This window comes from Actinomadura soli, assembly GCF_005889715.1.
Classification (GTDB): Bacteria; Actinomycetota; Actinomycetes; order Streptosporangiales; family Streptosporangiaceae; genus Spirillospora; species Spirillospora soli.
In genome coordinates, this window is sequence record NZ_VCKW01000001.1 from 25,841 (window position 1) to 37,907 (window position 12,067).

11 protein-coding genes are annotated in these 12,067 nt (G+C 73.6%); 5 read left to right on the forward strand and 6 right to left on the reverse strand.

Features of this window, described 5'->3' with window-relative positions; all coding sequences use genetic code 11:
• The first annotated feature begins 11 nt into the window (after positions 1-11).
• The 3 genes from ETD83_RS00135 to ETD83_RS00145 are packed head-to-tail and all read left to right on the forward strand — an operon-like array spanning position 12 to position 4,632.
• Positions 12-1,178: a metallophosphoesterase family protein gene (locus ETD83_RS00135; protein ID WP_138642931.1), complete on the forward strand. Its 1,167-nt coding sequence runs from the start codon at positions 12-14 to the stop codon at positions 1,176-1,178.
• Positions 1,178-3,622 (forward strand): AAA family ATPase, encoded by a 2,445-nt coding sequence (locus tag ETD83_RS00140; RefSeq protein ID WP_138642933.1) that lies wholly within the window; start codon positions 1,178-1,180, stop codon positions 3,620-3,622. The genes ETD83_RS00135 and ETD83_RS00140 overlap by 1 nt, the downstream gene beginning before the upstream one ends.
• Positions 3,619-4,632 carry a hypothetical protein gene (locus tag ETD83_RS00145; protein WP_138642935.1) on the forward strand — a complete coding sequence of 338 codons (1,014 nt, stop codon included), beginning with the start codon at positions 3,619-3,621 and terminating at the stop codon, positions 4,630-4,632. The genes ETD83_RS00140 and ETD83_RS00145 overlap by 4 nt, the downstream gene beginning before the upstream one ends.
• On the opposite strand, the gene dacB is transcribed toward ETD83_RS00145, so the two are convergent.
• Positions 4,629-6,170, reverse strand: a complete 1,542-nt coding sequence (dacB, locus tag ETD83_RS00150; RefSeq protein WP_138642937.1) for a D-alanyl-D-alanine carboxypeptidase/D-alanyl-D-alanine endopeptidase — start codon at positions 6,168-6,170, stop codon at positions 4,629-4,631. The genes ETD83_RS00145 and dacB overlap by 4 nt on opposite strands.
• Before the next feature lie 38 nt (positions 6,171-6,208).
• On the opposite strand from dacB, the gene ETD83_RS00155 reads away from it, so the two are divergent.
• On the forward strand, positions 6,209-7,126 hold the full coding sequence (locus ETD83_RS00155; RefSeq protein ID WP_230420593.1) for a universal stress protein: 918 nt from the start codon (positions 6,209-6,211) through the stop codon (positions 7,124-7,126).
• Positions 7,127-7,156: 30 nt separating this feature from the next.
• Here the strand turns inward: ETD83_RS00155 and ETD83_RS00160 are convergent, their stop codons facing one another.
• Entirely contained in the window at positions 7,157-8,008 is an 852-nt protein-coding gene (locus ETD83_RS00160) for an SAM-dependent methyltransferase (RefSeq protein WP_138642939.1), read from the reverse strand.
• 91 nt (positions 8,009-8,099) lie between these two features.
• A complete protein-coding gene (locus tag ETD83_RS00165; protein WP_205717405.1) occupies positions 8,100-8,702 on the reverse strand; it encodes a TetR/AcrR family transcriptional regulator in 603 nt (200 codons plus the stop codon).
• A gap of 138 nt (positions 8,703-8,840) precedes the next feature.
• Between ETD83_RS00165 and ETD83_RS00170 the strand changes: the two genes are divergently transcribed.
• Positions 8,841-9,206 carry an STAS domain-containing protein gene (locus ETD83_RS00170; protein WP_138642941.1) on the forward strand — a complete coding sequence of 122 codons (366 nt, stop codon included), beginning with the start codon at positions 8,841-8,843 and terminating at the stop codon, positions 9,204-9,206.
• A gap of 26 nt (positions 9,207-9,232) precedes the next feature.
• On the opposite strand, the gene dmpG is transcribed toward ETD83_RS00170, so the two are convergent.
• From dmpG to ETD83_RS00185, 3 genes are read right to left on the reverse strand one after another with little or no spacing between them, the layout of a single operon-like run.
• Positions 9,233-10,273, reverse strand: a complete 1,041-nt coding sequence (gene dmpG, locus ETD83_RS00175) for a 4-hydroxy-2-oxovalerate aldolase (protein ID WP_138642943.1) — start codon at positions 10,271-10,273, stop codon at positions 9,233-9,235.
• Positions 10,270-11,166 carry an acetaldehyde dehydrogenase (acetylating) gene (locus tag ETD83_RS00180; RefSeq protein ID WP_138642944.1) on the reverse strand — a complete coding sequence of 299 codons (897 nt, stop codon included), beginning with the start codon at positions 11,164-11,166 and terminating at the stop codon, positions 10,270-10,272. Before ETD83_RS00180 ends, dmpG begins: the two co-directional genes overlap by 4 nt.
• Positions 11,163-11,960: a 2-keto-4-pentenoate hydratase gene (locus tag ETD83_RS00185; RefSeq protein WP_138642946.1), complete on the reverse strand. Its 798-nt coding sequence runs from the start codon at positions 11,958-11,960 to the stop codon at positions 11,163-11,165. Before ETD83_RS00185 ends, ETD83_RS00180 begins: the two co-directional genes overlap by 4 nt.
• Positions 11,961-12,067: the final 107 nt, after the last annotated feature.

The following is a 12,067-nucleotide window of genomic DNA, read 5'->3' on the forward strand; positions in this document are numbered from 1 at the left end:
CTGGAGCGGACATGAAGTTCCTGCACACCGCCGACTGGCACGTCGGCAAGGTGCTCCGGGGCCGGTCGCGGTTCGACGAGCACGTGAAGGTGCTGGACGAGCTGGTCGGCGTCGCCCTGGAGGAGGACGTCGACGCGGTCATCGTCGCCGGGGACGTGTTCGACGGCGCGGTCCCGACGCCGCCGTCGCAGGCGCTGGTGATGAGGACGCTGATGGCGCTTCAGGAGGGCGGCCGGGAGGTGGTCGTCCTCGCCGGGAACCATGACGATCCCCGGCTCCTGGACGACGTGTACCGCCCGGTGCTGCGGCAGCTCGGCATCCGCGTGATCGGGAGGTTCCGGCGCCCGGACGCGGGCGGCCTCCTGTCGTGGACGGCTAGGACCGGCGAGCCGGTCAGGCTCGCGGCCATGCCGTTCCTGTCGCAGCGGTACGTCGTCCGGGCGCTGGAGGCGCTCACCGGCACGCCCGACCAGCACAACCGCGACTACGCGCACCGGTTCGCGCGGCTCGCCGAGGCGCTCACCGAGGGCTTCAGGGCCGACACCGTCAACCTGATCGCGGCGCACGGCACGCTGCCGGGCGGGAGGCTCGGCGGCGGCGAGCGCGAGGCGCAGACGATCTTCTCCTACTACTTCGAGTCGGCGGCGTTCCCGCCGTCCGCGCACTACGCCGCCCTCGGCCACCTGCACCGGCGGCAGCGGATGCCCGGCCCGTGCCCCATCTGGTACAGCGGGTCGCCGATCGCCGTCGACTTCGGGGAGGAGCGGAACACGCCCGGCGCGCTGGTGGTGGAGGCGTCGCCGGGACGTCCCGCCGACGTCCGCGAGGTGACACTGGAGAGCGCCCGCGTCCTGCGGACGGTCACCGGCACGCTCGGCGAGCTGGAGGCCATGGCGGACGGGCTCGGGGACGCCTGGCTGCGCGTCGTCGTCGCGGAGAAGCCGCGCGCCGGGCTCGCCGACGACGTCCGGGAGGTGCTCCCGAATGCGCTGACCGTGGACGTCGACGAGGCGTTCCGGCCCACGGCCTCCCGGCGCCGCACGGCCGTCACGGGCGCCGACGCCCCCACACCGCGGGAGCTGTTCCGCGCCTACCTCGACCACAAGGGCCACGAGGACGAACGGGTCGTGGCGCTGTTCGACCGGCTCTACGACGAGCTTGACGAGCGGGAGGGCTGATGCGTCCGCTGTGCGTCCACATGGACGACTTCTGCAGCTACCGCGAGCCGACGTCGGTCAGCCTGCACGATGTCGACTACTTCGTCCTGGTCGGGCCGACGGGGGCCGGGAAGAGCACGGTCATCGACGCGATCTGCTTCGCCCTGTACGGGTCGGTACCCCGGTGGGGGAAGGAGAACGTGATCCGGCTGGCGCTGGCCCCGTCCGCCAACTCCGGCAGGGTGGCGCTGGTGTTCGAGGCGGCGGGACGCCGGTACGGGGTCGTCCGCGCGCTGGCCCGCACCAAGCAGTCGGTGACGACGAAGGAGGCGCGGCTGGACGAGCTGGACCCGTCCGTCGACCCGGCGGACGGCATCGAGGAGATGCTCGCCGCACAGGTCCGGACGATCGCCGACGGCGACCGCGTGACCGGCGCCGTCGAACGCGTCACCGGCCTGGAGTTCCGCTACTTCACGCAGTGCGTCGTCCTCCCGCAGGGCCGGTTCGCCGACTTCCTGCAGGCCGAGCCGAGGAAGCGGCAGGACCTCCTCGTCCAGCTCCTCGACGCCGGGACCTTCGAGATCATCATGCGGCGGGCGGGGGCCGAGGCGAACGTCGCCGAGGCGCGGGGGCGGGGCGCCGAGGGCCAACTGGCGAGGGTCGGCGGCGCGGACGAGGCCGCCGAGACGGCGGCGCGGCGGCGGGTGGAACGGCTGGAAACCCTCGGTGACCAGGTCCGTTCGGCGCTGGACGAGCTGCGCCGCACCGGCGACGCGATCCGCGACCGGGACGCGGAGGCCGCCGGGGCCGCGCGTTCGCTCGACGCGCTGTCCGCCCTCGCCATGCCCGCGGACGTCCCGACCCTGGCGGACGATCTCAAGGCCGCGACCGGCGCGGCGGAACGGCTCGCGCGCGAGGCGGCCCGGTACGGGGAGGCGGAGTCCGCCGCGCGCGAGCGGCTCGCCGGGCTCGGTGACAGGGCCGTCCTGGACCTGGCGGCCAGAGCGCACCGCGATCACGCCCGGCTCACCGCCGAGATCGAAGCCGCCGTCGCCGAGGCGGAGGAGGCGCGCGGGGCGGCGGCCGGCGCCGAAGCGGACGTCACCGTCGCCCAGGCGAATCTCCAGCAGGCGCAGGACGAGGTGCAGCGCACGCGCGACGCGCACACCGCCGCCGATCTCGTCCAGCGGCTCGCCGTCGGCGAACCGTGCCCGGTGTGCCTGCGCGAGGTCACCGAACCGCCGGAGCGGCACGCCCCGCCTGCGCTCGGCGCGGCCGACCGCAACCTGAAGGCCCGCACCCGCGACCTTGAAACCGCGCAGAACGAGCAGCGGAAACGCGACCGCGAGACGTCCCGGCTCGACGGGAAACTGGACGGGCTGCGGCGGCAGCTCGACGCGCAGGCCGAGCACATCCGCGCACACCCGGACGCGGACGACGTGCAGCGCCGCCTCGACGCGATCCGCACGGCCGAAGAGGAGGCCGAACAGGCACGGCGGGAGCTGCGCGCCGCCCGCGCCGACCTGACCAAGGCCGAACGGCTCCTCACCGGGCTGAACGACGAGGCGAGCAGAGCACAGCGCGAGCTGGACGAGGCCCGCGACACCGTCGTCGCGTACGGCGCCCCGGCGGTCGACCGGGCCGACCTGCACGCCGCCTGGACGGCCCTGCTCACCTGGCGCGACCAGGAGGCGGCGCGCCGCGGCGAGGCGGCCGAGGCCCTGGCGGACGAGCTGCGCGGCCTGCGGGCCCGGCGGGACGACCGGCGCCGCGCGCTCGCCGCCGAGCTGGACGCCCACGAGATCGCCGTGCCCGCGACCATCGACACCGAGACCGTCCGCGAGGCCGTCCTGACCGCCCGGAACCAGGCGGAGAACCGGCTGGCGGACGTCCAGCGCGACCGGCGGCGCGCCGAAGCCCTGACGGACGAGATCCACAAGCACCGGCAGGACGCCGCCGTAGCGCAGGAGCTCGCCCGGCACCTGCGCGCCAACAACTTCGAGAACTGGCTGTGCGGCGAGGCCCTGGCGCTGCTGGTCGACACCGCGTCCGAGACGCTGCGGGAGCTGTCGGGCGGGCAGTTCGAGTTCGTCCTCAACGACAAGAACGCGATCGAGGTGGCCGACCACACCGAGGCGGGGCTGCGGCGCAGCGTCCGGACGCTGTCGGGCGGCGAGACGTTCCAGGCGTCGCTCGCGCTCGCGCTGGCGCTCTCGGACCAGATCGCCCGGCTCGGCGGCGGCGCGGCCCGCAGCCTGGACTCGATCTTCCTGGACGAGGGCTTCGGCACCCTCGACCCGGCGACGCTCGACACGGTCGCGACGACGCTGGAAAGGCTGACGTCGGGGGGTGACCGTATGGTCGGCATCGTGACGCACGTTCCGGCGCTCGCCGAGCGCGTTCCCGTCCGGTTCGACGTGTCGCGCGACCACACCGGCTCGCATCTGGAGAAGAAGAGCACGTGACCACGGCACCCCCGGCCGGGACGGCCGCCGCCATCACCGTCGACCCCTGGGACCCGGGGTACGCGACCTCGCTGACCGCGGAGGCGATCGGCGAACTGGACGCGACGTCCGTCCGGCTCGACCTGGACGTGGAGCTGCCGTCCGGGCGGTGGCGTCCGATCACCCCGGCCGCCGGGGGCCTCCCGCCCGCCGGGCTGATCGTCGCCGACGGGGTGCGCCGCATCGAGGCCCGCGTCTGGGTCGGCCACCCGGACGGCGGCCCGACCGGCGGCGCGGACGGGGACATGCCCGCCCCCGGCATCGCCGCGTCCATCGCCGCCGGTCTGGTGCGCTGCACGCCCGGCGGCCCGGCCGAGCTGGCCGAGGTGGACGTGCGCCGCTCGTTGTTCACGCCGTCCCCGCACGCGACCGACCTGGCGACGTGGGCGGGCACCTACGTCGCGGTGCGGGCGGCGGGCGGCGCCGCCGAGCAGCTGTCACTCGCGCTGCAGCGGCAGCTCAGCGACGTGGAGGTCGGCCTCGCGACCCGCTACCGGACGGCGTCCGGTAGCGACGACGACCTCCTCATCGTGGACGGGCCGCTCCGGGGCCGCGCCCACCTCCCGCGCACCATCGGCTACGTCAAGACGCACCACGCCGCCTACCTGAAGGGCGCCGAGCTGGCCGTCCTCACGGCGTTGCGGCCGGGCCAGCGGACGCCCGTCTTCCTGATGACAACGAGCTGGGCGCGGCACTCCTGGTACCTGCGGCTGCCGACGCCGTCCACCGCGCCGTGGGCGGGCATCGCGCGCTGCGAGGCGGCGTCCGACCTGCCCCGCGACGCGGTCGTGGACCTCGCCGACCAGAGCGCGGCGATCATCCCCGCGCTGGCCGGGGTCGACTACAAGGACCCGCGGGCGCCGCAGAACCTCGTCCCGATCGGCGGCCTGGAGAAGGTCCTCCGCCACCGCCTGGGCGACGCCGGGCTCCTCTACCGGGCCCTGCGCACCGCCACCGGCCGCCGCCCCTAGCGGCTCCGCCGCCACGTCGGTTCGAGGCCGCCGCCGTCGACCGACGGCGCCGTGCGGCGCAGAGCGGACCCGGCCCCGCCACCGGTGGCGAGGCGGACGGCGATCTCGTCCTCGATGTCCTTGGGGGCGCTCCCGGCGTAGCCGTTGAAGACGACCGAGAAGACCAGCGTGCGGCCGCCCGGGTCCCGGACGTAGCCGGACAGGGCCGTGACGCCGGTCAGCGTGCCCGTCTTCGCGTGGACGTTCCCCTCCGCGGCGGTGCCAGCCATCCGCCTTGCGAGCGTCCCGCCGACCAGCGGGCCCGACTTCCCGGCGACGGGCAGCGAGGCGTACCAGGCGGGGAACCACGTCTGTTCGCGTGCGTTCGCCAGCAGGGTGCTGAGCTGCCAGGCCGTCGTCCGGTTCGACCGGGCGAGGCCCGAGCCGTCCGTCATGGTGATCCGCGAGGTGTCGACGCCGAGCCGCCCGGCGTAGGCGGTGACGGCGGGCAGCCCGGCCGCCCAGGTCCCCTCGCCGCGCACCTTCCGGCCGATCGCCTTGACGAGGGTCTCGGCCATGACGTTGTTGCTCAGCTTCATGAACGGCTTGGCGAGCCGCGACAGCGGCATCGACGTGCGCGTGGCGATAGTCTCGGCGCCCGCGGGCGTCCGGCCCCGCTCGGTCGCGCCCGCCACGCGGACGCCGTGCGCCTTCAGCGCCCGGCGGAACACGTCCGCCGCGTAGAGCGTGGGGCCCGCCACCGTCCGCAGGACGCTCGCCTCGGGCGCACCGGCCGGATGCCTGCCCGTGATCGTGATGGTGTTGGAGCCGTTGCGCCGGTTCACCGCGAGCGTGGACGGCGACCCGGCGGGCCCGGTCGTGGCCCTGTTGTCGATCCTCACCACACCGGTCGCCGGACGCAGACCGACCTTGACCCGCCTGCCGGGGCGGGTCGCGGCCACGGTGACGTCGATCGAGCCCGCGTCGAAGTCGGCGTTGGGGGAGACGGTGAGCGCGGACGTCTGCCCAGCGTAGGCGTATTGCAGGTCGCCGGGATTCCAGCCGTCGGGGACGCGGTCGGCGTCGAACCAGGTGTCGTCCGCGACGAGGTCGCCCTCGACCTCCCTGATGCCCTTCCCGGCGACGGCGGCGGCGAGCCTGTCGTAGTCGGCCGCCCGCATGGTGGTGTCGCCGGTGCCCTTGAGGTACAGGTTCCCGCCCTTGGCGCTGACCGTCGTCCGGAACCTGTATCCGGCGCCGAGGATGCCGAAGGCGGCGGCGGACGTCGGCAGCTTGTTGTTCGACGCCGGCATGACCGCCACGCCGCCGTCACGGTCGTACAGGACCCTGCCGGACCTGGCGTCCCGGACGACCACGCCCACTTTCGCGCCCTTGAGACGCCCGTCCTTGAGGATGGCGTCCAGGTCCCCGGCGAGGTCCCCGGCAGGGACCTTGGCGAGGCTCTGACCAGGGGCGGCGTGGGCGGGGAGGGCGGCGGCACCGCCGACGACGAGGGTCCCGGCCAGCGGCACGGCCACCCCGAGGCTACGGATGATCATGTCGCCGGAGTCTAGGCGTCCCCCTTCTACTACGCGCGGTGAGCGCGCAGACTTGGCAGAAGGAGGGCAGGCACATGGACGAAGGAGAAAGGATTCAACGACCGCACGTCCTGTTCGGCTTCGACGGGACGACGGAGAACGACGCCGCGCTGCGCTGGGCGGTCGACGAGACGGGCCGGCGCGGCCTCGACCTGGTGATGTGCCACTGCTGGCACTGGCCCTACGCGAGCGGCCACGTGGACCGGGACGCCGAGGCGATCAGAAGGCGGGCGGGGGAGAACCTGCTGGAGCGGGGCGTCCTGCGGGCCCGCGAGCTCGGCGCGCAGGACGTGCATGGGCGGCTGATGCGAGGGCCCGCGGCGAAGGCGCTGCTGCGCGCGTCGAGCACCGCGGAGCTGATCGTGATCGGCGCGCACGAGCGGCCGGACGACGGGGCGACGGCCCTGGAGGTCCCCGCGCGGGCGGACCGGCCGGTGATCGTCGTCCCGGACGGAAGCGGCGGGCGGCGCGAACTGGTCGTGGCGGGCGTCGACGGGACGGCGCGCTGCGACGCCGCGCTCGGCTTCGCCTTCGAGGAGGCGGTCCTGCGCGACTGGGACCTGCACGTCGTCTACGGCTGCTGGGAGCCCGCCGTGGTGACCGACTCCGAGCTGGCGCTGTTCAACGACCGGGAGCTGCTGGAGAAGACGCGCGCCGCCGAGCTGGAGGAGGCCGTCGCGCCGTGGCGGGAGCGCCATCCGGAGATCGGCATGAGGGTGTCGCTGCTGCTCGAGCGTCCGTGCGAGGCGCTGCGGGACGCGGTCGCGGACGCCGGGCTCCTGGTCCTCGGCGACCGCGGAACGGGCCTGGACCCGCTGGGCGCGACCAGCACCAGCATGCTGGGCCGGGCGTCGTGCCCCGTCGCGATCGTCCCGGGCCGCAGGTCGGGGGTGACGGCCGCTCGCCGCGCCCCCTGAGGCTTGCGCGCCCCCTGAAGCCGGGTGCGGCTAGGGCTTGCGGAGGATGCCGCCGTACTCGGTGGGGTCGCGGCTGAGCCGCGACGCGCCCGAGTACGGGAGCAGCTCGGCGGGGACGGGCGCGAGCGGCGGCTGCTCGGGGTCGGGACGCCAGTCGACGATGTCGACCAGGCCCGGCGCGACGGGCTCCAGCCCCTTCGGGAGGATCGCGTCGGTCTCGGCGCGGTCGCGGGTCCGCCAGCGCAGGCCGGCGCCGTTCGAGCGGGCGTCGATGTCGGCGGCGCGCTCGCGGTCGGAGCAGACGATCCCGGTGAACGCCAGGTGGCTGCCGGGGACGGCGCGGTCGATGATGGTGCGCAGGATGCGGCGCGGGTCGTCGGCGTCGACCAGGTGATGGCCGACGGACAGGAACAGCACGGCGAGCGGCTTGCTGAAGTCGATGAGGCGCTCCACGTCCGGGTGGGCGAGGATGGCCTCCTGGTCGGACATGTCAGCGGTGATCACAGCGGTGGAGCCGTCAATGGCCAGCAATGCGCGGGCGTGCACGAGGACGATCGGGTCGATGTCGACATAGACGACATTGGCGTCGGGTGCGAACCTTCGCGCGACCTGATGCACGTTGTCATTGGTCGGCAACCCGCAACCCATGTCGATGAACTGCCGGATACCAGCGTCCTGCGCCAGGTACCGGACGGCCCGGTAAAGGAACTGCCGGTTCTGCCGGGCAAGGTCGATGAACTCGGGGAAATCCGGCAGATTCTGCAGCATGAACCGCCGGTCGGCCTCGTAGTTGTCCTTGCCGCCAAGAGCCCAACCGTAGATGCGGGCGGCCGTGGGCACGTCGTGGTGGATCTCCGCGGGGATGACCTCGTCTGCAGCCACGGCGCACTCCTGAACGTCTGAAAAGCGAATTGTCCAGCATCTCAGAATAGCGGGCCATGGCCCGTTCCATGGGGGAACCGGCAAGAAACGATCATGACTTTCCGACGAGCGCGGCGGTGGCGTCCAGGGCCGGATCGGCGGGCAGGGCGGGGTCGAGGATCAGCTGCAGCATCAGGCCGTCCAGCAGCGCGGTGACCAGCATTGCGGTTCCCTCGCGGCGCTCAGCGGGCCAGTCCGGGCACAGTTCCTCCAGGCGGGCGGCGACGCGCCCGCGGACGGCCCGCGTCCAGTCCCGCCGCTCCGCGCCCATCCGCGGATCGCGCAGCGCCCTGACCAGCAGTTCCGCCGCGAGCCGCAGGTTGCGCTCCCCGGCGATCATGTCCGGGACGAGATCGCGCAGCGCCTGCACGGCGGCCGGGGTGTCCGGCGCGGCGAGCAGCGCGTCCAGCACCGGATCGATGATCATCTCGCCGGCCCGCTGCGCCACGGCCACGTGCAGACCGGGCAGCCCGTTGAAGTAGTGGTGCAGGAGGCCCGGCCTGATCCGCGCCCGGTCCGCGACGGCCCGGGCCGTGATCGCGGGCCAGCCGCCCTCGGCGAGCAGGTCGAGGCCGATCCGCACCAGTTGGTCGCGGCGCGCCCGCCCACGAGGAGTCGACGCGGCCCGCACGGCGGCCGGGTCCTCGTGGGTCATGCCGCCCAAGCTATCCCAACGGTTGCACGGTGCAAAGATCGTCGGCGGTGAGTCGACGGTTGCGTCGCCGGGCCTCCTCGCACTGTGCGAGGATGAGCCTTTTCATGATCTGGTGCGCGGTCCGCTCGGAGGCGTCAGGTGAGCGACGAGGCGGTTTCCGGACTGCCCATGTCGATCGACATCACGATCGAGCGCGGCTGCATCGTCGTCCGGCTCGGCGGCCACCTCGTCATCGACAACGTCCCCCGGCTGAACCGCTGGATCAACCGCATCGGGCGGCTGGAGGGCCGCGTCCTGGTCGCCATGGACCTGCGCGGCGTCGTGGGCTGCGACTCCATCGGCGTCGACGCGCTCGTCGACGGCGCCGGGCGCATCCGCCAGTCGGGCGGCTTCCTCATCGCCGCCAACTACCCCGACGCCTGCGCGGCCTTCGCCGCACGGGCCGTCCTGGAGACCCGCGCGTCCGTCCGCGACGCCATCGACGAACTCCACACCTGGTCCTAGCCCTCCGGCCCCCGGCCGGGGGGCGGTCACGACGCGCGGTCGCGTTCGGCGGCGAGCTGCAGCGCCACGTCGATGATCATGTCCTCCTGGCCGCCGACGTAGCCGGCCTCGCCGACCTTCTGCAGGATCTCGTGCGCGGGGACGCCGTAGCGCTCCGCCGCCCGCTCGGCGTGCAGCAGGAAGCTGGAGTACACGCCCGCGTAGCCCTGCGTGATCGCGCCCCGGTCGGCGAACGGCAGCCGGTGCAGAAACGGCTTCACCACCTCGTCGGCGGCGGCCATCACGCCCTGCACGTCCACGCCCGTCGGGACGCCGAGCCGCTCGAACGTCGGGACGAGCACCTCGGTGGGCGAGTTGCCCGCGCCCGCGCCGAGCGCGCACAGCGCCCCGTCGATCTGCAGCGCGCCGTTCTGCTGCGCCAGGACGGAGTTCGCGACGCCCAGCGACAGGTTCTGGTGGCCGTGGAAACCGACCTGCGCCTCGTGCCCGATCTCCTTCACCAGCGCGCTGATCCGCTCCTGCGCGTCGCCGAGCACGAGCGCGCCCGCCGAGTCGACGACGTAGACGCACTGCGCGCCGCCGTCCACCATGATCCGCGCCTGCTTCGCCAGCTCCTCGGGCCCGACGCGGTGCGACAGCATCAGGAACCCGACCGTCTCCATGCCGAGGTCGCGGGCGGCGGCGAAATGCTGCAGCGACACGTCCGCCTCGGTGCAGTGCGTCGCGATCCGCGCGACGGACGCGCCCGCGCCGTGCGCCAGCCTCAGGTCCTCGACCGTGCCGAGGCCCGGCAGCAGCAGGACGGCGATCTTCGCGCGGGTCGCCTCGTCCACGGCGGCGGCGACGAGCTTGACGTCGTCCTCCAGCGAGAAGCCGTAGTTGAACGACGAGCCGCCGAGGCCGTCGCCGTGCGTGACCTCGATGACCTCGACCCCGGCGCCGTCCAGCGCGTGCACGACCCCGCGGACCTGCTCCTCGGTGAAGCGGTGCGCCATCGCGTGGCTGCCGTCCCGCAGCGTCGAGTCGGTGATCCTGATCTTCTGGTTCCCGGTCTTCGCTTCGCTCATGTGGTGGCCTTCCTGCGTGCCAGTTGCTCGCCGACGCGGGCGGCGGCCGCGGTCATGATGTCGAGGTTCCCGGCCCACGGCGGCAGGTAGTCGCCGTTGCCGCGCACCTCCAGGAACACGGCGACGCGCGCCATCCCGTTCCAGATGTCGCGGGGCTCGTCGAACTGCGGTTCCGCGCGCAGCGCGTAGCCGGGGACGTAGGTCCGCACCTCGGCGACCATCTTCTCGATCGACCCGGCGATGGCCTTGCTGTCGGCGTCCGGCGGGATCGCGCAGAACACCGTGTCCCGCATGATCATCGGCGGCACGACCGGGTTCAGGATGATGATCGCCTTGCCGCGTCCGGCGCCGCCGACCCGCTCGATCGCGCGGGCCGTGGTCTGCGTGAACTCGTCGATGTTCGCGCGGGTGCCGGGACCGGCGGAGCGGGACGCGATCGACGCGACGATCTCCGCGTACGGCACCGGCACCACCGACGACACGGCGTGCACGATCGGGATCGTCGCCTGCCCGCCGCACGTGATCATGTTGAGGTTGGCGGCGTCCGACAGGGTGTCCAGGTTCACCGGCGGGCACACGAGCGGGCCCGTCGCGGCGGGCGTCAGGTCGATCGCGGTGATCCCCGCCTCCGCGTAGCGGGGCGCGTTCGCCAGATGCGCCTTCGCGGACGTCGCCTCGAACACGATGTCGGGCAGCGTCGGCTGGGACAGCAGCCAGTCCACGCCCTCCGCCGACGCCGGGACGCCGAGCTTGCGGGCGCGTTCCAGGCCGTCCGACTCCGGGACGACCCCGATCATCGAATGGACGTCGATCAGCTCGCTGCGCATCAGCTTGACCAGCAGGTCGGTGCCGATGTTGCCGGGCCCGACGATCGCCGCGGTCAGCTTGGTCATGCCACCTCCTCCTTTCCGAACCGGGCGGTGACGGTGCCGATCCCGGCGAACGTCGCGGTGACGGTCTCGCCGGGCGCGACCGGGACGGCCGCCGTGACCGAGCCGGGCAGCACCACGTGCCCCGCCTCGAGGGTCACGCCGCGCTCGCCGAGGACGTTCGCCAGCCACACGAGCGCGTTGATCGGCGAGCCGAGCACGGCGCCGCCCGCGCCCGTGTCGATCAGGTCGCCGTCGCGGCGGAGCAGGCAGCCCATCAGCGACAGGTCCAGCCCGTCCAGCCGGACGGGACGGGTGCCGAGCACCACGCCGCCGCTGGAGGCGTTGTCGGCGACCGTGTCCAGCAGCGTGATCTTCCAGTCCGCGATGCGGGAGTCGATGATCTCCAGCGCGGGCAGCACGTACTCCACGGCGGCGACCGCGTCCGCGGCCGTCGCGCCCGGCCCGGACAGCGGGCGGCCCAGCACGAACGCGATCTCCGGCTCGATCCGCGGCTGCAGGAACCGGCCGGTGTCGATCGGGGCGCTGTCCTGGAAGAACATGCTGTGGAGCAGGACGCCGAAGTCCGGCTGGTCCACGCCCATCTGGCGCTGCATCGCCGCCGACGTCAGGCCGACCTTGTGGCCCTTGATCCGCGCGCCCGCCCGCGTCCACGCCTCGACCTGCGCGAGCTGGACCGCGTAGGCGTCGGCCACCGTCATGTCCGGATGGCCCGCCGTCAGCGGCGCGATGGGGGTGCGGGTCGCGTACGCGTCGAGCAGCGCGGCCGCGGCCTTCTCCACGGAACCCGGGTCCATGGACCGTCCTTTCGTCGTCGCGCACATCGTCTCGGGTGTGTGAAGAGCCTGTCCCACCTGGGGCGACGCGGGCAACGCGCACGTCCCGCGTGGTGGGACACTTCTTT